Consider the following 19,258-nt stretch of genomic DNA (forward strand, 5'->3'; position numbering starts at 1 on the left):
CTATGCCGCAATCACTTTTTACCCGCTACCAGTACTCGGACGCGCACTATGACGAGCTGTTTGCCGCTGATGGTCATTTTCGTCCACACTGGCAACGCTTTGCCGATGAGCTGCACGCCTACCCCGATGAACAGCTGCAAAGCCGCCTGAACCATGTGGCGCGCCAGATCTTCGAAAATGGCGTGACCTACAACGTTTATGCCGATCCGCAGGGGGTTAAACGCCCCTGGGAGCTGGATCTGCTGCCGCAGATCATTGCGCACGACGAATGGCAGCAGATTGAGTCCGGCATTATGCAGCGCGCCGAGCTGATGAACCGTATCCTGGCCGACGTCTACGGCGGCCAAACGCTGCTGCGCGACGGCCTGCTGCCGCCGGCGCTGGTGCATGGGCACGCCGGCTTCCTGCGCCCGGCCCACGGCATTCCCTGCCCGGATAACGTTTACCTACACCTGTACGCCGTCGATCTGGCGCGTTCGGCCGACGGCCGCTGGTGGGCGATTTCCGATCGCGCCCAGGCGCCCTCCGGCGCCGGCTACGCACTGGAAAACCGCACGGTGATCTCCCGCGCTTTCCCGGAACAGTTCCGCGATCTGAAGGTTCGGCGCCTGAATACCTTTTTCCGCACGCTGCAACAAAGCCTGCTCCACTGGGCGCCGAGCAGCGCCGGCGAAGGCGGCACGCCGCGCATTGTGGTGCTGACTCCCGGCCCCTATAACGAAACCTATTTCGAACACGCCTATCTGGCACGGCACCTGGGCTTCCCGCTGGTGGAAGGGCAGGATTTGATGGTTTCCCAAGGCTGCGTCTGGCTGAAAACGCTGGAAGGCCTGCAGCGCGTACACGTCATTCTGCGCCGCCAGGATGACGACTTCTGCGATCCGCTCGAGGCTCGCCCCGATTCTTCGCTGGGCATCCCCGGCCTGATGCAGGCGGCGCGCGAGGGCCAGGTGCTGATCGCCAATGCGCTCGGCTCCAGCCTGATCGAAACCGGTGCGCTGTACGGTTTTTTACCCAAACTGTGTGAACAGGTGCTCGGCCAACCGCTGCTGCTGCCGTCCGTCGCCTCCTGGTGGTGCGGAGAGAGCGCCGCGCTGGAAACCGTACTGGATAACCTGCCCAACCTGATTATCAAAGGGGCTTTCCCGCAGCTACGCATCAAAACCTGCACCGGCGGCGATTTAAGCAGTGATGAGTTGGCCCACTTGAAACAGCGCATCCGCGCGCGCCCGTATAACTATGTGGCCCAAGAGTCGATCAGCCTGTCGCAGGCGCCCGGGCTGTCGCCGCGGCCGCCCTACCAGTTACATAACCACGCCACCTGTCTGCGGGTGTTTGCCGTCGCCAGCCCGGACGGCTATCGCGTTATGCCCGGTGGGCTGACGCGCATCTCCGGCCCCAACAGCCGCCAGATCGTCACCATGCAGCAAGGGGGCGGCAGTAAAGACACCTGGGTGCTGGCGCCGCCTTCATCCCCGACGCCGCAGTTGAACGTGGCGCCGCAGGCGTTGCCGCCGGCCAGCCACACGCTGTCGACCCGCACCATTGAAAACCTGTTCTGGCTGGGCCGCTATACCGAGCGCTGCGATAACATCGCCCGTCTGTTGCGCACTACCTTCACGCTGCGGCTGGATGAAGACGAAGGCAGCGAGGCCCAGCACGCGGCGGTGATGCAGTTGTGCCAGCACTATGGCCTGCTGCCGGACGACAGCGAGCAACCGCTTGATACCTTGCCGCCGCAGCAATTGAACGCCCTGCTGCTGGATGCGCTGTTTAATCCAGAAGTGCCCCACGGCTTTGCCGGCACGCTGCAACAACTGCTGCGTATCGGTTTTAACCTGCGTGAACGGCTGTCATTGGATAACTGGCGGGTGCTCAATCGGCTGGCGAAAGAGCTGGAACAGCATCATCAGGCACAGCGCTGGAACCTGGCGGAAGCGCTGGCGGTGCTGGATCAGGCTATCGGCTATATGATGGCGCTTTCAGGCTTTGCGCTGGATGGCATGACGCGTGATGTGGGCTGGCGCTTCCTCAGTATCGGCCGCCGCCTTGAGCGCCTGCAGCACGTCAGCCAGATGCTGACGCTGGTGCTGGAAGAAGACACAATCCGCCAGGCGGATCTGGAATGGTGGCTGGAACTGAGCGACAGCATCATCACCTACCGCTCCCGTTACTCGCAGCGCCCGGAGCTGGCAACCGCCCTGCCGCTGTTGGTCACCAACCAGGAAAACCCGCGCGCGCTGATGTTCCTGCTCAAAGGGCTGGTGGACTATTTGCAGAAGCTGAGTGCGCAGTTTGGGCCGTTTACCGACGGCACGCTCTTTGAATTACCCCAGCAGATTGCCGGCCTGGATGACCACCGGCTGGCCGAAGAAGGCCGTCTGCCGGCGCTTGTTGCAACGCTACGCGAAGCGCTGGATACGCTGTCCGATCGGCTCAGCCAGCGGTTTTTCAGCCATGGCCCCCACTACAGCATCGGGAATGAAGAATGAGCCAGACGCCCCTCGCCAACGGCGGCTGCCGTTATAGCGTCAGCCACGTGACCGAATATCAATACAGCCTGCCGGTATCCCAATCGCGCCAGTTGCTGCGGCTATCGCCGCGTAACCTGGCCTGGCAGCAGTGCGATAGCGTCCGAATACAGGTGGATCCGCTGCCGGATGAATGGTTTGAACTGAACGATTTTTTTGGCAACCATCTGGCGCAGTTCGCGCTGCATATGCCGCATACTCGCCTCAGCGTGCGGGTGGATTCTGAAGTCTGCGTGCTGCCGCACACGGCGCAATATGCGCCGCAAGAAAGCCTGCCCTGGGAGCGGGTTTGCCAACAGCTCGCCGCCGGGGGCACAGAAATGCTCGATCCGATCCAGTTCCTGTTCCCTTCGCCGTTTATCCCGATCGATAACGCGCTAAGCCGCTATGCCATGCCAAGCTTTACGCCAAACCGGCCGTTGCTGGCAGCCCTGTTGGAATTTAACGAGCGCATTTTTACCGACTTTAGCTTTGATCCCACCGCCACCACGATCGCCACGCCGGTGGAAACCGTGCTGCAGGAAAAGAAAGGGGTCTGCCAGGATTTCGCCCATTTGCAGATCGCCTGCCTGCGCGCGATTGGGCTGGCGGCGCGCTACGTCAGCGGCTACATTCTGACCCAGCCGCCGCCGGGGCAAGCGCGGATGATCGGCGCGGATGCTTCCCACGCCTGGGTTTCCGTGTTTTGCCCGCCTTACGGCTGGGTGGATATCGATCCGACCAACAACCTGCTGCCGGATACGCAGCACGTTACCGTCGCCTGGGGGCGGGATTTCGGCGACGTCAGCCCGATGCACGGCATTATCTTCGGCGGCGGTGCGCACACGCTGGAAGTGCAGGTTACCGTTATGCCGCAGTAACGCCGCGCGGCGGCGTCAGCGGAAAGCGATCAGCTCGCCGCGCTTGCCCGCCAGGGCTTCATCCCAGTAGCGCTGCGGCACATAAAAGTGCAGGCGCTCCAGCGCGCTGTCCATCATGCCCTGATTAATGGCATGCCCCACGCCTGCTTCGACATCCAGCGTAAAGTCGCAGCCGTGTGTCCGCAGGCGCTGTGCCGCCGCCTGGGCGTGTTCGGCGCTAATCGTCGCGTCGTCGGCGCCGTGGATCAGGTGCACCACGCTATCGCCCAGCCCCCGTTCCGGCAGGGCGGCAAAGCGCCCGCCGAAGGCCACCGCGCGCCCGGCCAGTTTGGCTTCGGCTTTCAGCGCTTCCAGCACCATGATCGCCCCCTGCGAGAACCCCACCAGCGCCGTCGCCGCATAGCCCACGCCGCTGCGCTGCTGCCAGTCGCGAACGCTGCCGATAAACGCCGGCATCGCCTGCGCCACGCGCTCGACGCGGTTTTCTTCGGTGATATCCTGCGGCGAGAACCACTGGCGGCCACTGTCCTGCCCGGCAGCCGGGCTGCCGACGCTGACCACCTGTGCACGTGGGAAGGCTTCGGCGAAATAACGGCCGATCTCCGCCATCGAAGCAGGGTTGTCGCCCACGCCGTGATACAACAGAAACAGCTGTTCGGCCGGTACCGTTGGGTTTTGGACTACGACGTATTCATGTTTCATCAGTGGCTCCTTAGATCCGGCTGCGCTCAATGGCCGCGCTACGCCAAAAGGTTAGCCGGGCACCCTGGCCCGGCGGCTGTAAACCACTATACGCCGCAGCGATCGCAGGAAAATCGGGTTTTATTGAACAAGTCTTTCCATTTATTGCAACGACTGGCTCCAGCGCTGCCAATACTGGCAGTGTTCCGGGTTCAGTTGCCGCAGTGCCTGCTCCACCTCTTGCCGCCAGCGGCGCAGCAACGCCTTATGGCCGCTCAACCCGAACCGGGCGATGCATTGCGTCACCGGCAACTGTTGCTGCAGATGGGCGTATAGCGCCGGCATCGAGTGTTCGCCAATCAGCAGCAGGCGCTGCAGCGCCCCCAGGCTGGCCTCCAGCGGCCGATGGGCAAAGGCAAAGCCCGCCAGTTCGCGCCAATCCTCTTCGGCCAGTGCCGGATCGCCGTCATCGCCGGGCAGTTCCAGATCCACCTCGATCCGCTGGCGCAGCCAGCGCCAGTTGCGCACCAACTGTTTGTGCGCCGCCTGGCACAGTTGCACGCCCTGCTCACTAAGCGGCAGCATCGCCATCGCGGTATAGCAGCCGCTGCTGGCTTCCCGCTGGCTGCCAATTCGCACCAGTTCAAAACCGCAGGCTTGCCAAAACCGCCACAGCGGTGCGGTATAGCCAAAGCTGACCGAAATAAAATCCAGCCCCTCGCCCCGCCGGCACTGTTGACGTACCAGCGCGCGAGCGATCCCCTGGCGGCGCAGCGCGGGCAATATGGCGATGCGCGTAATACGCCGCGAACGCAGCGTCGGCGCCCACCATAGCCCGCCGTGCGCCGCCAGCGATTGCACCACCAGGTTGCCGCGCGGCCGCCGCCGGCCAGCCCACACCTCATGCGCCAGCGCCGCATCCAGCCCTCCTTCCTCCACCAGCCATAACGCCCCCACCACGCTGGCCGCCGCCGTAGCCACGCTGAAATGCATGCCCGGCGCATCCATCAGGCGGCGTAGATCCAACGGTGAAGTGCGATAGTGCGCGCTGCAAAGCAGCGCATAAAACTGGGTTAACCGTTGCGGATCGGCGCACAGCTCGGCCTGCGTCAACGGCGAATAAACGATGGTCTCCGCCGCCGGCGACCATGGCGGCGGTTCGTTGAACAACAGCGCGTTATCGATCGCCCGCTCCAACGCATCCCCCGGCGCCCAGCGCATCGGCTGTTGCAGCGCCAGCGCCTGCCACTGCGGCAGTTCGGCGCAGAACTTCAGCAAAAAGCCGCGTCCGGTGCCTTCGTACCCCTGCACCGTGGTAGTCAGCAGCACCCGCGGGAAATAACGCACCAACGCCTGCAGCAGCGGGCCGGGGATGGCCGCCGCCTCATCCACCAGCAGCCAGCCCGCCGCCCCGGGCCCGTGGGCCAGGCAGTGCGCCAGCAGCGCATCCGGCGCCCAGAAGTGCGCCCGCCCCTGCGCCCACTCACAGGCCACTTCGGCAGCGGCGCGGCTTGGCCCGGTGATCCAACACGCTTCCGCCGTGCCGGCCATCAGCATGCCGGCCACCGTCGACTTGCCGCGGCCGCGCGCAGCGGTCAGCACCCAGATGCCCCGTTGCGCACCGTGCAGGCGGCGCAAAATGGCCTGTTGTTCCGCCGTTGGCGTACCGGCCGGCGGCTGCCAATCCGGCCTGGCCGGCAAGGCAGGCAGCGCCGGCTGCTGCCCCTGGCGCCAAATAGCCACTTCGCCATCCGCCTGCAACTGCCGCTGCAAGTGCGAGATAAAATGCGCCGTGGCGATCGGCTGGGCGCAATCGCCCCAGCGCAGGCTATCGCCATCGGGCAACTGCGCCCATTGTTCCCAGGGCGGCACCAGCAACAACAGCCAACTGCCGGCGCGCAGCGTGCCGGCCAATTGCGCCAGCGCCTCCACGTCCAACCCTTCACCGGCGTCAAAGACCGCATGCAACCGCTCTTGCCCCAGCAAGGTATGCACCGCACGCGGCGCCAGCGGCTGCACGCCGGCCGGCGCCACCGCGCCGATCCACTGCCAGTCGCCGGGCATCTCTGCCGCCAGTTGCTGCGCCTGGGCGCGGCACCACTGTGCCTCACCGCTTAGCACCAACAGCCGCCGGATACCCTGCCGGCGCATGGCTTGTTGCATCACCTGTAGCATCAGAATCAGAATCCGGATACGAAAAGAAAATGCCGGTGGCAAACACCGGCATTACGCGAGGTTGTGTCCCGCAATAGGTCGTGGTGCCGTCGTTGCGTCCAAAGCCCATCATCAAGGCAGAGGGCGGGCTTTAGGGCACGATTACTACGGGACACAGCCTGGAATCAGCGGCTAGCGAAGGTATTGCACTGGCCAGGATCGCCGCTGTCGAAGCCGCGTTTAAACCAGGTATAACGCTGCTGCGACGTGCCGTGGGTAAAGCTGTCCGGCACTACGCGCCCCTGACTTTGCTGTTGCAAACGATCGTCGCCGATCGCCTGCGCCGCATTCAGCGCTTCCTGCAGATCCCCTTCTTCCAGCATCTGCTGCTTCTCGGCATATTGCCCCCACACGCCGGCAAAACAGTCGGCCTGCAGTTCCATCTTCACCGACAGGCGGTTAACCTCGGCCTGCGAAGCCCCTTGCTGTTCCTGACGCACCTGGCGCTCAATCCCCAACAAGTTTTGCACATGGTGGCCAACTTCATGCGCCACCACATACGCCTGGGCGAAATCACCGCCGGCGCCCAGTTTGTTTTTCATGTCCTGATAGAACGACAGATCGATATACACCGTACTGTCGGCCGGGCAATAGAACGGCCCCATCGCCGCCTGGCCGGTGCCGCAGTTGGTTCGGGTAGCGCCACGATACATCACCAACCTGGGCGGTTGATAGGTTTTGCCCATCTTTTGGAAGACTTCTTTCCAGTTGTCCTCGGTCGAGGCCAGCACCACCGAGGTAAACTTCGCCAGTTCATCATCTTTCGGGCTGATCGAGGTGCTTTGCTGGCTTTGCGTGGTAGTGACATCCCCGCCGTTCAACAGCGGCGTTAGATCGATACCGTAATAACCGGCCACCAGCACCACCACCAGAATAACCAGGCCGCCCTTGCCGCCAACCGGCACGCGCAGCCCGCCGCCGCCAATACCGGAAGACTGCCCGCGACGATCCTCAACATTGTCGCTTTCGCGACGCCCTTGCCAACGCATAGCTAAACTCCAGAGTAAATAGTCATAATCACAGGGAACCGCATTCATTATAAATGCATGGCGGCAAAGAAAAGGCAGAATTTTTCTGGAAAAGCAGGCAAGCAGAGTAGCGGGGCGCGCCGGCGGCGGCACCCCGTAACGAAAAGGGGTGTTAGGCTGGCCGTTTATTTGGGCTCGCCAAACTGCACGGCTTGCGCCTTGATGCGCAGCCCAATGACCGCCAGCGGCACTCACGCACTATTACGGGACACAGCCTAGTCAAGCTTCACGCCGATGCGGCGCGCCACTTCTTCATAGGCTTCGATCAGGCCGCCCAGGCTCTGGCGGAAACGGTCTTTGTCCATTTTGTCCAGGGTGTTTTTGTCCCACAGGCGGCTGCCGTCTGGGGAGAATTCGTCACCCAGCACTACTTCACCGTTGAACAGGCCAAACTCCAGTTTGAAATCAACCAGGATCAGCCCGGCATCGTCAAACAGCTTGCTCAGCACGTCGTTAGCTTTGTAGCTCAGCTCACGCATGCGCGCCAGGTGCGTTTTGCTCACCCAACCGAAGGTTTCGCAGTAGGATTCGTTGACCATCGGATCGTGCATGGCGTCGTTTTTCAGGAACAGATCGAACAGCGGCGGGTTCAGCACCATGCCCTCTTCCACCCCTAAACGTTTCACCAGAGAACCGGCCGCACGGTTACGGATCACACACTCCACCGGCACCATATCCAGCTTTTTAACCAGCACTTCATTATCAGACAGCAGGCGCTCCATCTGGGTGGGGATACCCGCTTCCTCCAGCTTGCTCATGATGAAGTGGTTGAACTTGTTGTTCACCATGCCTTTGCGATCGAACTGCTCAATGCGTTGACCATCCAGTGCTGACGTATCATTACGGAATTCCAGCACCAGCAGATCGGGGTTTTCAGTGGTGTAGACGGTTTTTGCCTTTCCGCGATACAACTCAGCTAGCTTTTGCATCTTAACTTACTCCAGTGATGTGACACTCTGTGACAGATATACCCCGCATCTTCAGGCCATGGCCTGAAACCTGTTGAGTATAAGACTTGAACCAACAAATTCTTTCGCGCTTAGGCCCACTATTGTGCCAAACCTGCCACGCAAACGATACCGTCCAGGCGAAACAAAAAGGGGCCGCAGCCCCTTTTTTGATTTATTTCGCGCTGGTTTGGCGAAACGCAGTCTGGAACGCCGCCACCAGAGCGTCATTTTGCGCCTGGGTTAACGGTTTCCCTTTACTGTCGATGAACTGCAAGCTGGTGCGGTTATTCAAATCGCCGACCTGCAGTTTGTAATCGCCTTCGCGCAGTTCAGGATCGGACGTGCCCAGGGCACTCCAGTCGCCGCTGCTCAGGGATTTGTAAGTGACGGCGACGGTGCCTTGCGGACGGCTACGATCGCCAACGCGCATGCCGACTTTTTCCAACGCCGGCGGCAGACGATCCCAAACGACCGTGTACGGCGCACGTACGATCAGCAGCGGCAGGCCGGTTTCATCCGCGCCGCTTTGCACGTCCAGCGCGCCGAAGCGGTGAGCGGTTTGGTTGTTGGCCTGATTGTCCAGCTTATCCAGGCCTTCAACGATGGTGTTCATCATCATGCCGTTATAACGCTGGATTTCGGTCGCATCGGCCACCGGCTCCGTTTTACCCTGCTGCTGCAGGCCGACAGACTTCACGATCAGCGCCTGCTGATAACCCTGCTGCTGCACGGTGATCTGGTAACGGCCTTCGTACTGGTTGTCTTCATCCAGACGGTTCCATTTCACCCAATCGGTGGTTAGCGTCTGCGCGCCATCCTGACGGGAGGCGATCGCGATGTTCTTGCTCTGCAAGATGCCCACCACGCGCGACCACAGGTTCTGGTTTTGCGGGCTGTTTTCCAACAACAGCGTACCGCTGTCCGCGGTGTATTGCGCACGGGAGCCGCTCAACAAGGCCAGCGGCTGCACCGGCGGCCGGATATCCAACTGCTTGCCAAGCTGCCCGGTGCTGCGGGCCGACGGGACGTCATAATTGCCGTTCTGCACCGGCAGGATCATACCGGCGGGCGCGTTAATCGTTTTTAGCGGCGCCGCATCGAGGTAGGACTCATCGCCGCTGACCTGGCGTTTGTACCGCTGGTCGCTGGTACAGGCCGCCAGCATCATCACCAGCGAAATACCCACGACTTTTGCTACCGTCGACTTTTGCAATGAATAGATCATCAAATCTCCCTAAGAGTGATATCCCCGTAACGTGAGGCAGCCGCAACCATGGCGGCGGCCCCCGTTAATGAGGCTATAGCAAACCGGCGCTTTTCAGCGCACGCTCCACTACCGGACGGGCAGTTTCGGTCAACGGCGTCATCGGCAGACGCATCGTATCGGTTGCCATCAATCCCAATGCCTTACAGGCCCACTTAACAGGAATTGGGTTTGCTTCTACAAACAAATCCTGATGCAACGGCATCAAGCGCTGATTCAAACGGCGCGCCTCGGCGAAGTTGCCTTCGGCCGCCAGCCGGCAAAGCTGTGCCATTTCACGCGCGGCCACGTTGGCCGTGACGGAAATAACCCCTTTGCCGCCCAGTTGCATAAAGTCCAGACCGCTGGCGTCGTCGCCGCTCAGCAGAATGAAGTCTTTATCATCAACCAGCTCTTGGATCTGACTAACGCGGCTTAAGTTCCCCGTGGCCTCTTTAATCGCAACAATATTTTTGAGTTTGGCCAGGCGCGCTACCGTTGGCGGCAGCATGTCGCAGCCGGTACGGGAAGGCACATTATAGAGAATCTGCGGCAGTTCGGTGCTTTCCGCAATGGCTTTGAAGTGCTGAAACAGCCCTTCCTGGGTCGGCTTATTGTAGTAAGGCGTGACCGTCAGGCAGCCCACAACGCCCGTGCCCTCAAAGCGCTGGGTCAGTGAAATTGCTTCTGCGGTGGCGTTGGCGCCGGTACCGGCGATCACCGGAATGCGGCCGGCGGCCAGCTCCAGCGTTCTCAACACCACATCGGCATGCTCATCATGGGCAAGCGTTGCAGACTCGCCGGTAGTCCCTACGGATACGATAGCCGAGGTTCCGCTGGCTACATGATAATCAATCAGTTTTTTTAGGCTCGCACAATCAACGGCACCTTTGTCGTCCATCGGCGTAACCAGTGCAACAATACTTCCCGTAAACATTAGCCATCCCCTCCACAAACAGGTGACTCATGGTACTTTTGCTACCTATCCAAAAGCAAGTAAACAAGGCGCGCTAAGCGCTTGGCAGGCGGTTTTTTTTATGTTTACCATGGGAAACTCACAATGCACGACAGGAAGCCCCAATTTTGCCTAAGCCAGATGAACACTATCTCGTGATTACCGCGCTCGGTGCAGACCGTCCCGGTATCGTCAACACTATCACCCGCCACGTCAGCAGTTGCGGATGCAATATCGAGGATAGTCGTCTGGCCATGCTGGGTGAAGAATTCACCTTTATCATGCTGCTTTCCGGCAGTTGGAACGCCATTACGCTGATCGAATCCACGCTGGCGCAAAAAGGCGCGGAGCTGGATCTGCTTATTGTGATGAAGCGCACAACCGCGCAGGCCAGGCCGCCGATGCCGGCTTCTGTCTGGGTGCAGGTTGAAGTCAAAGACTCGCCGCACATCATCGAGCGCTTTACCGGCCTGTTCCACGCCAGCCAGATGAACATCGCCGAGCTGGTTTCGCGCACGCAGCCGGCCGAAGGCGGCCTGCCGCCGCAGCTGTATATCCAGATTACCGCCCATAGCCCGGCCGGTAACCCGGATACCGCAAATATTGAGCAAGCTTTTCATCGCCTATGTACAGAACTGAATGCACAAGGCAGTATTAGCATAGTGAACTATCCACAGCATGACGAGAAAGATGGAGAGTAGTGATGAGCCCATTGAAAGCCGGTGATATAGCGCCAAAATTTAGTTTGCCCGATCAGGATGGCGAGGAAATTAATTTGGCCGACTTCCAGGGACAACGCGTACTGGTCTACTTTTACCCTAAGGCGATGACGCCGGGCTGCACCGTACAAGCCTGCGGCCTGCGGGATAACATGGACGATCTGAAAAAGGCCGGTGTCGAAGTCCTTGGCATCAGCACCGATAAACCCGAAAAGCTGTCGCGCTTTGCCGAAAAGGAACTGCTTAACTTTACGCTGCTATCAGATGAAAACCATCAGGTAGCCGAGCAGTTTGGCGTTTGGGGTGAAAAAACCTTTATGGGGAAAACCTATGATGGCATTCACCGCATCAGTTTCCTGATTGGCGCCAACGGTAAGATCGAGAAAGTGTTTGACGATTTCAAGACCACCAACCATCACGATGTCGTTCTGAACTACCTACAGCAGTAAGCCCTGATATTTCGCAAGCGCAGCCACCGCTGCGCTTGCGCCATCGCCTTACTTATCATTGCCCTGCATATCCACCAGCATATCGTCCGGCCAGGCATGGATCACCGCTTTCACCAACGTGGCCAGCGGGATAGCGAAAAACACGCCCCAGAACCCCCATAGCCCGCCGAACACGATCACCGACATAATAATCACCAGTGGGTGCAGATTGACCGCCTCGGAGAATAAAATCGGCACCAGCAGGTTGCCGTCTAACCCCTGCACCACCAGGTAGGCGACGATCAGCGTCCAGAAATCCGGCCCGACGCCCCACTGGAACATCGCCACCACCACCACCGGGATGGTAACCAGCACCGCCCCCACGTAGGGGATCAGCACCGAAATCCCCACCAGCACCGCCAGCAGCAACGAATAGCGCATGTCCAGGATCACGAACACCAGATAGGTGGCCACGCCCACAATCACCATTTCCAGCACCTTGCCGCGAATATAGTTGGTGATCTGCTGGTTCATCTCTACCCACACCTGGCCCGCCAGGCCACGGTTACGCGGCAGCACGCGGCGCACCGCGTTGATCATCTGCTCTTTGTCTTTCAGCAGGAAGAACACCATCAGCGGCACCAGCACCAGGTAGATAGCCAGCGCCAATAACCCCACCAGCGAAGCCAGAGAGAACTTCACCACCGACTCGCCCATGCCTGACAGGCGGGTGCGCAAATTCTCAGCCATCATGTCGATAATGCCGGCATCCATCAACGCCGGGTAGCGCTTGGGCAGCGTGGCGGCATAGTGGTAGAACTGGTTAAGCATGCCGGGCATATCGCCCATCAGATTGATGCCCTGCTGCCAGGCGGTGGGCGCCACCACGAACACCAGCAGCATCACCACGCCGCCGAACACAATCAGCACCATACTGGCCGCCCAGGTGCGCGAACACCCCAGGCGCTGCAGGCGCGCGGTCGGCCACTCCAGCAGATAGGCCAGCACAATAGCCACCAGCAGCGGTGTCAGGATGCCGTGCAGAAAATAGAGGATGCAAAACCCGGCCACTAAAATCACCAATAGCGCAATGGCCTGTGGATCGGTAAAACGGCGGCGATACCACTGTAATAACATCTCCAGCATCAGAGAGTGCTCCTTGAGAACGACGGTAAGAGGGGCAGGCAGGCGGCCTGCGCGGTGCATCATGCCAGACAGATTATCCCCCGCCGCCCGGCGGATGTAACGCAAAGAATCAAGCCCCTGGCAAAAAGCCGCACGCCACGCTGATTGGCCGCGCCCCAGGCCGGCGGCAAACGGCGCCGTGCCCATTGCCCCGCCGCACATTGTGGAATGAAAAGCCGGGGTAAACGTTTCATTGTGGCCCACGGCTGGCTATGATGTGAAGGCACTACGCCGCTATCTGTCGGCAAAACAGGCTTTTGATAATAAAGCCCTGGCATGCAGGCAGAACGTTGACACACGGCATAACGAAGGATATCCCAGACTATGATCACCCGGTTGACCAAAACAGCGATCGCAGTACTGTTGCTGGGCGCCGCCAGCACCAGCGCGCTCGCGCCGGCAAACGCCCAGGCGCCGGATCAATTGCCGGACATGGGCACCACCGCCGGTAGCACCCTCAGCATCGGGCAAGAGCTGGCGATGGGCGATTTTTACGTGCGGCAGTTGCGCGCCAGCGCGCCGCTGATCAACGATCCGTTACTGCTGCAGTACATCAACCAACTGGGCAACCGCCTGGTGGCCAGCGCCTATTCTGTGCGCACTCCGTTCCATTTTTATCTGGTGCGCAATGATGAAATCAACGCCTTTGCCTTCTTCGGCGGCAACGTGGTGTTGCACTCCGCCCTGCTGCGGGTTACCGACAATGAAAGCCAGCTGGCCTCGGTGTTGGCGCACGAAATCTCGCACGTGACCCAGCGCCACCTGGCGCGCGCCATGGAAGATCAACAGCGCAATGCCCCGCTGACTTGGGTTGGCGCACTCGGCTCCATTTTGCTGGCGATGGCCAATCCGGCGGCCGGCATGGCGGCGCTCAGCGGCACCATCGCCGGTACCCAGCAAGGGATCATCAGTTTTACCCAGGCCAACGAACAGGAGGCCGACCGCATCGGCCTGCAGGTGCTGGAACGCGCCGGGTTTGATCCGCAGGCGATGCCCGACTTCCTGCAAAAGCTTTCCGATCAATCGCGCTACGCCTCCAAGCCCCCGGAGATGCTGCTGACCCACCCATTGCCGGATAGCCGGCTTTCCGACGCGCGCAACCGCGCCAACCAGATGCCGCGCCATCTGGTTCAATCCACACAGGATTACTACATGGCCAAAGTCCGCGCCATGGGGATGTACAGCGCCGAAGGTTACGGCCTGACGGAAGATTTGCTCACCACCTACAGCCAGGGCAACGTGCGCCAGCAAAATGCCGCCAAATATGGCCGCGCTATTCTGTTCTACACCGCGAAGAAATACGACAATGCGCGCGCGATTATCCAGCCGCTGTTGGCACAGGATCCGAAAAACGTCTGGTACCTTGATCTGCTCACCGATATCGATTTAGGCCAGAAACGCGCCGCACAGGCCATCGCCCGCCTGCAAAACGCCAATGCCGCCCAGAGCAACAACCCCGTGCTGCTGCTCAACCTGGCCAACGCCTACGTGGAAGGCAATCAGCCGGCACAGGCTTCGCGGATCCTCAACCGCTACACCTTCAACCACCCGGACGATCCGAACGGTTGGGATCTGCTGGCGCAGGCCAGCGCCGCGCAGGGGCTGCGCGATGAGGAGCTTTCCGCCCGCGCCGAAAGCCTGGCGCTGACCGGTAAACTGGATCAGGCCATCGGCCTGCTCAGCAACGCCAGTTCGCTGGAAAAACTCGGCAGCCTGAAACAGGCGCGCTACGACGCCCGCATTGACCAACTGCGCCAATTGCAGCAGCGCTTCCGCCAATATCAGCGCAGTTGATTTATACAAGGAATGATTATCAGATGAATAACACCGTCACCATTTACCACAACCCACGCTGTTCCAAAAGCCGTGAAACCTTGGGATTGCTGGAACAGCGCGGCATTGCCCCCCACGTCGTGCGCTATCTTGATACCCCGCCGTCTGTGGCTGAATTGAAAACGCTGTTGCAGGCTTTGGGGATGCATTCAGCACGCGAGCTAATGCGCAAGAAGGAAGAGGGATACAAAACGCTGGGGTTGGCCGATGAGAGCTTAAGTGAAGCACAGTTGCTACAAGCAATGGTGGAAAACCCGAAGCTGATTGAACGCCCGATCGTGGTCAAGGGCAAGCAGGCCCGCATCGGCCGCCCGCCAGAGCAGGTGCTGGAGATTCTCTAAGGCATTGGGCCTGCGCCTGCAGGCCCGGATTTTTCGGCGTTATAACCCCAGGATCTCTTTCACAAACGGAATGGTCAGCTTGCGCTGGGCGGTGATTGATGCGCGATCGAGCTGATCCAGCGTCATGAACAGCGTGCGCATTTCACGATCCAGCCGCTTCAGCAAAAAGCGCCCCACGTCCTCCGGCAGTTCAAAACCGCGCAGTTTGGAACGCAGTTGCAGCGCCTGTAGCTTTTCATCGTCGGAGAGCGGCTGAAGCTTGTAAATTTGCCCCCAGTCCAAGCGCGAGGCCAGATCGGGCAGGTGCAGATTAAGCTGGCGCGGCGGGCGATCGCCGGTGATAAACAAGCGTGTGCGCCCGGTTTCCAGAATGCGGTTGTAGAGGTTGAAAATCGCCATTTCCCACTCTTCGTCGCCGGCGATGCATTCGATATTATCGATGCACACCAGCGCCAACTGCTCCATGCCGTCTAACACTTCAGGCACGAAATAGGCGCGCTTATCCAGCGGCACATAGCCCACCGCTTCACCGCGCTGCGACAATTCCGCACAGGCCGCATGCAGCAAATGGCTACGCCCCCCGCCCTCACGCGACCAGAAATAAATATAACTGCCATGCTCCTGGCGGACGGCGGACTGGATCGCAGCTAATAGGGATGGGTTCTCACCCGGATAAAAACTGGCGAAAGTTTCATCATCGGGCAGATAAAGTGGCAGTGAAAGCTGTGCCGGCGTATTCAGAGAAGCACCTCAACCAAAACTGGCAGGAAAACGCCGCCAGTTTATCACAGAATGCGCCGGCAAATGAACCGGCAGGATTTTATGGTGGAATAGTAGCCAAAACATGCAGACCAGGACAAAAATCCCCCCAAAGCGAAACCTTTTATTGCGGGAATTTGTATTTTGTCACGAATTTGTCCTAGTATGGAAAAGCAAGAAGCAATGATCATCATCAAGGTTACTGCAAGGATTTTAAGAATGAATTCATGGAATAAAGTATTGCTGGCTTCGGTTATCGGTCTGTTGGTCGCAGGCTGTGACGATGCTTCCAAAGTGGACGCCAACCTGGATAAAGCCAAAGACAGCGCGGAACAGATCACTGACGCCGCACAGCAAAAGGCCGACCAATTGACGGACAGTGCAAAAGCGAAAGCGGAAGAAATCAAGAAACAAGCGGCGGTTCAGGCCGATCAGTTGAAAGATAAGGCTTCCGCCATTCAGAGCGACGCAGAAAAACATGCGCATGCGCTCACCGATGATGCCAAAGCCAAAGCCGCTGCCATCAAAACCGATGCCAGCCAGCAAAGCCAGGCGTTGGTTGAACAGGCAAAAACCATCAAAAATGATGCTATCAGCGGTGCCAATAACCTGACTGAACAGGCGAAGGCCAAAACGGAACAGATTAAAAGCAGCATCGAGAAAAAAACTGAAGATGGGCAAAATGACACAACGCCATCGACAGAGGCACCAGCAAACACGCAGAATAGCGCAGCCCAATAAGTTTTCGGCTGCGGGTATAAGCCACACTCCTGATGTGGGGGGTGAACGGCGAAACTCCGCGGTTGGTAAATAGCGGGTATGTCAGTATTTCACGGCAAGGAGAAGTTAAATGGGTATTATTTCCTGGATTATTTTTGGTCTTATCGCAGGCATTATCGCTAAATGGATTATGCCAGGCAAAGACGGGGGTGGTTTCATTATGACCGTGGTGCTGGGGGTTATCGGTGCCGTTGTCGGTGGTTATATCAGTACCTTCTTTGGCTTTGGTAAAGTTGACGGCTTCAACTTCGGCAGCTTCATCGTAGCGGTGATTGGTGCCATTGTGGTGCTGTTTGTTTACCGCAAAATCCGCAGCTAACGTTAGCCGCCGTATTATATCAGCCGCCGCAGATCGCACGCAGCGGCTAAAAACGCCAGGGGCCGCAACCGCGGCCCCTTATCTTTCCGTTGCCATAGCGGCAAGGCGTTGCAGCACGTTATCTGACGATAGTCCCGTCATTGAGGATAAACACAATTTTGCCATCCCAGAATTCGGCAAGAAAAATATCTTCCTGGTTTAACTGGCGATCCTGTAATTGTTTATGCAGCCACTCTTCGCTTTTCTCAATTTCTTCCAGTTCGTAGGTTCTGATCTTGCCGCTTTTCATCACGATCACCGAGGGCATTTTGGTACCGTCACACACCACCGTCAGTTGGCCGCTGGGCTCAATCTGCGCATAGACGATCTCCTGAAAGGCGTGAATGCCCTGGCTATGCAACTGCGAGGAAACGTTGAGAATGTCGATCTTATTTTTCTTCTCAAGAATGTTATTCATAATAAAACGGCCATTCTTGATAATCGGCAGCGGATTGCCAATGGTCACCGAGCGGAAAAAGTTGCAGTGCTTGCTAATAGAATTAAGCAGCGAAATCAGAAGAACGCCGATGAACAACACAATCACATATTGATAAAGCGGTATGCTGTCGCTGTAGATAACCCCGCCGATAATCCCCCCAAGCACAAAGTTGCCGATAAAATCCACCGGCGTCATTTGCGATAGCTGGGTTTTGCCTGAAAAATTCAGGTGCGCGATAACAATGGCAAAGCCAATAATAAATTTAATCAGCACGTAGCCGTAGTATTCCATACCCGATGTCTCCCTATTCCCGTCATACTTTACATTACAGGATAAATATTCCCCGTAAATTGAGATTATACCCTGCGAGCCGGGCAAACGCATCGTTGCATGGTAACACTCTCAGGCCAAGGCACAGTAAACCTCCCTATATCGTTGACTGTGCCAGTTATAACCTGTTACCCATGTGCCCGGTTCATACAGGCTCTGCCCTGAATCGGGCGCGGGCTACGGTGTTATGGCGACCGAAACCCTCGCCATATCAACCAAAGCCCACCCTTTTAACGCTTACTTCTGTATACCGCGCTCTTCCTGCACATCAATCACCTCTTCCTCTTTGCGGAAAAGACTAATGACCTTGAACAGCAGGCTCAGGCCAATACCCACAATAGTGGCTAGCGCCATGCCTTTCAGCTCGGCGGCGCCGATATGCACCTTGGCGCCGCTCACGCCGATAATCAGGATAATCGAGGTCAGAATCAGGTTCTGCGCCTTGTTATAATCCACCTTGGATTCAATCAGCACACGAATACCGGAAGCGCCAATCACGCCATACAGCAGCAGCGATACGCCGCCCATGACCGGCACCGGAATGGCCTGAATCGCCGCCGCCAGTTTACCGATGCAGGAAAGCAGGATCGCCAAAATCGCCGCGCCGCCAATCACCCAGGTGCTATATACCTTGGTAATCGCCATCACGCCGATATTCTCGCCGTAGGTGGTGTTCGGCGTGGAGCCGAAGAAACCGGAAATCACCGTCGAAATACCGTTGGCAAACATGGAACGGTGCAGCCCCGGATCGCGAATCAGATCTTTTTTAACGATATTGGCCGTCACCACCAAATGGCCGATGTGCTCGGCAATCACCACCAGCGCCGCAGGCAAAATAGTCAGAATGGCAAACCACTCAAAACGCGGCGTGTAGAAAGTGGGCAAGGCAAACCAGTGCGCCTCGCGGATCGGCGTCAAATCCACCACGCCCATGCCAAACGACAGCGCATAGCCCACCAGCACGCCGATCAAAATCGGGATAATCGCCAGGAAACCGCGGAACAGCACCGAACCGAGCACCGTGACGCCCAGCGTCACCATCGAAATAGTGATGGTGGTGCCATCCACCGAAGCGCCATCCGCCGGCAGCAGCCCGGCCATATTGGCCGCCACGCCCGCCAATTCCAGGCCGATAACCGCAACGATGGCCCCCATCGCCGCCGGCGGGAAGATCACATCCAGCCAGCCGGTGCCGGCCTTCTGCACGATCAACGCCACCAGGCAGAACAGCACGCCACACATGATAAAGCCGCCCAGCGCCACCTCATACCCCAACGGCAACAGCAACAGCACCGGGGAAATAAACGCAAAGCTAGAGCCCAAATAAGCGGGGATTTTCCCTTTACAAATAAACAGATACAGCAGCGTACCGACGCCGTTGAACAGCAGTACCGTCGCCGGGTTTATCTTGAACAAGATAGGCACCAGCACCGTAGCGCCGAACATGGCGAATAAATGCTGGAAACTAAGCGGAATAGTCTGGAGCAGCGGCAAGCGCTCACTGACGCCAATGGCGCGACGGGTCATGGTGTATTTTTCCTCTGAAGGTGGTGTTTGCAGTCATGCCATGCTGACCAGGCTGGGCGCAATACCCTCCGGCACCCGCGCCAGCCCAATAAAGCCC

General features: G+C 58.7%; 18 protein-coding genes. 8 read left to right on the forward strand and 10 right to left on the reverse strand.

From position 1 onward, the window contains the following. Positions 1-2: 2 nt before the first annotated feature. Positions 3-2,492, forward strand: a complete 2,490-nt coding sequence (locus ABFX35_RS16590) for a circularly permuted type 2 ATP-grasp protein (RefSeq protein ID WP_346082216.1) — start codon at positions 3-5, stop codon at positions 2,490-2,492. Beyond that, positions 2,489-3,391, forward strand: coding sequence for a transglutaminase family protein (locus ABFX35_RS16595; RefSeq protein WP_279024033.1), 903 nt, complete (start codon positions 2,489-2,491; stop codon positions 3,389-3,391). Before ABFX35_RS16590 ends, ABFX35_RS16595 begins: the two co-directional genes overlap by 4 nt. A gap of 15 nt (positions 3,392-3,406) precedes the next feature. On the opposite strand, the gene ypfH is transcribed toward ABFX35_RS16595, so the two are convergent. From ypfH to dapA, 6 genes are all read right to left on the reverse strand, one after another. Beyond that, positions 3,407-4,093, reverse strand: a complete 687-nt coding sequence (ypfH, locus tag ABFX35_RS16600; protein ID WP_346082217.1) for an esterase — start codon at positions 4,091-4,093, stop codon at positions 3,407-3,409. Positions 4,094-4,234: 141 nt separating this feature from the next. Continuing rightward, positions 4,235-6,247 (reverse strand): tRNA(Met) cytidine acetyltransferase TmcA, encoded by a 2,013-nt coding sequence (locus ABFX35_RS16605; RefSeq protein WP_346082218.1) that lies wholly within the window; start codon positions 6,245-6,247, stop codon positions 4,235-4,237. A gap of 164 nt (positions 6,248-6,411) precedes the next feature. Further along, a complete protein-coding gene (ypfJ, locus tag ABFX35_RS16610; RefSeq protein WP_279024027.1) occupies positions 6,412-7,275 on the reverse strand; it encodes a KPN_02809 family neutral zinc metallopeptidase in 864 nt (287 codons plus the stop codon). Between the two features lie 254 nt (positions 7,276-7,529). Beyond that, positions 7,530-8,243: a phosphoribosylaminoimidazolesuccinocarboxamide synthase gene (gene purC, locus ABFX35_RS16615; protein WP_095847774.1), complete on the reverse strand. Its 714-nt coding sequence runs from the start codon at positions 8,241-8,243 to the stop codon at positions 7,530-7,532. A gap of 193 nt (positions 8,244-8,436) precedes the next feature. Continuing rightward, a complete protein-coding gene (bamC, locus tag ABFX35_RS16620; RefSeq protein ID WP_279024023.1) occupies positions 8,437-9,489 on the reverse strand; it encodes an outer membrane protein assembly factor BamC in 1,053 nt (350 codons plus the stop codon). A 73-nt stretch (positions 9,490-9,562) separates the two neighbouring features. Beyond that, positions 9,563-10,444 (reverse strand): 4-hydroxy-tetrahydrodipicolinate synthase, encoded by an 882-nt coding sequence (gene dapA / locus ABFX35_RS16625; protein WP_279024021.1) that lies wholly within the window; start codon positions 10,442-10,444, stop codon positions 9,563-9,565. 146 nt (positions 10,445-10,590) lie between these two features. Between dapA and ABFX35_RS16630 the strand changes: the two genes are divergently transcribed. Further along, a complete protein-coding gene (locus ABFX35_RS16630) occupies positions 10,591-11,163 on the forward strand; it encodes a glycine cleavage system transcriptional repressor (RefSeq protein WP_346082219.1) in 573 nt (190 codons plus the stop codon). A 2-nt stretch (positions 11,164-11,165) separates the two neighbouring features. Further along, positions 11,166-11,630 carry a thioredoxin-dependent thiol peroxidase gene (gene bcp / locus ABFX35_RS16635; protein WP_279024017.1) on the forward strand — a complete coding sequence of 155 codons (465 nt, stop codon included), beginning with the start codon at positions 11,166-11,168 and terminating at the stop codon, positions 11,628-11,630. A gap of 48 nt (positions 11,631-11,678) precedes the next feature. On the opposite strand, the gene ABFX35_RS16640 is transcribed toward bcp, so the two are convergent. Further along, positions 11,679-12,755 (reverse strand): AI-2E family transporter, encoded by a 1,077-nt coding sequence (locus tag ABFX35_RS16640; protein WP_279024063.1) that lies wholly within the window; start codon positions 12,753-12,755, stop codon positions 11,679-11,681. A gap of 363 nt (positions 12,756-13,118) precedes the next feature. Here ABFX35_RS16640 and bepA point away from each other — a divergent pair, with 363 nt between their 5' ends. Both bepA and arsC read left to right on the forward strand, forming a co-directional pair. Continuing rightward, positions 13,119-14,588: a beta-barrel assembly-enhancing protease gene (gene bepA, locus ABFX35_RS16645; RefSeq protein WP_095847768.1), complete on the forward strand. Its 1,470-nt coding sequence runs from the start codon at positions 13,119-13,121 to the stop codon at positions 14,586-14,588. Between the two features lie 23 nt (positions 14,589-14,611). Then, the gene (gene arsC / locus ABFX35_RS16650; RefSeq protein WP_346082220.1) at positions 14,612-14,968 is read left to right on the forward strand and encodes an arsenate reductase (glutaredoxin); all 357 of its coding nucleotides are present in this window, start codon (positions 14,612-14,614) and stop codon (positions 14,966-14,968) included. A 39-nt stretch (positions 14,969-15,007) separates the two neighbouring features. On the opposite strand, the gene hda is transcribed toward arsC, so the two are convergent. Further along, positions 15,008-15,709, reverse strand: a complete 702-nt coding sequence (gene hda / locus ABFX35_RS16655; protein ID WP_095847766.1) for a DnaA inactivator Hda — start codon at positions 15,707-15,709, stop codon at positions 15,008-15,010. A gap of 237 nt (positions 15,710-15,946) precedes the next feature. Between hda and ABFX35_RS16660 the strand changes: the two genes are divergently transcribed. Together ABFX35_RS16660 and ABFX35_RS16665 are read left to right on the forward strand one after the other, a co-directional pair. Next, on the forward strand, positions 15,947-16,468 hold the full coding sequence (locus ABFX35_RS16660; protein WP_121525924.1) for an E3 ubiquitin--protein ligase: 522 nt from the start codon (positions 15,947-15,949) through the stop codon (positions 16,466-16,468). Between the two features lie 109 nt (positions 16,469-16,577). Continuing rightward, positions 16,578-16,826: a GlsB/YeaQ/YmgE family stress response membrane protein gene (locus tag ABFX35_RS16665; protein ID WP_095847764.1), complete on the forward strand. Its 249-nt coding sequence runs from the start codon at positions 16,578-16,580 to the stop codon at positions 16,824-16,826. Between the two features lie 118 nt (positions 16,827-16,944). Here the strand turns inward: ABFX35_RS16665 and ABFX35_RS16670 are convergent, their stop codons facing one another. Together ABFX35_RS16670 and uraA are read right to left on the reverse strand one after the other, a co-directional pair. Then, the gene (locus tag ABFX35_RS16670; RefSeq protein ID WP_095847762.1) at positions 16,945-17,595 is read right to left on the reverse strand and encodes a DUF421 domain-containing protein; all 651 of its coding nucleotides are present in this window, start codon (positions 17,593-17,595) and stop codon (positions 16,945-16,947) included. Between the two features lie 276 nt (positions 17,596-17,871). Then, positions 17,872-19,161 (reverse strand): uracil permease, encoded by a 1,290-nt coding sequence (gene uraA / locus ABFX35_RS16675; RefSeq protein ID WP_279024009.1) that lies wholly within the window; start codon positions 19,159-19,161, stop codon positions 17,872-17,874. Positions 19,162-19,258: the final 97 nt, after the last annotated feature.

Origin of the sequence: Gibbsiella dentisursi, from assembly GCF_039539505.1 — a bacterium.
Lineage (GTDB): Bacteria > Pseudomonadota > Gammaproteobacteria > Enterobacterales > Enterobacteriaceae > Gibbsiella > Gibbsiella quercinecans.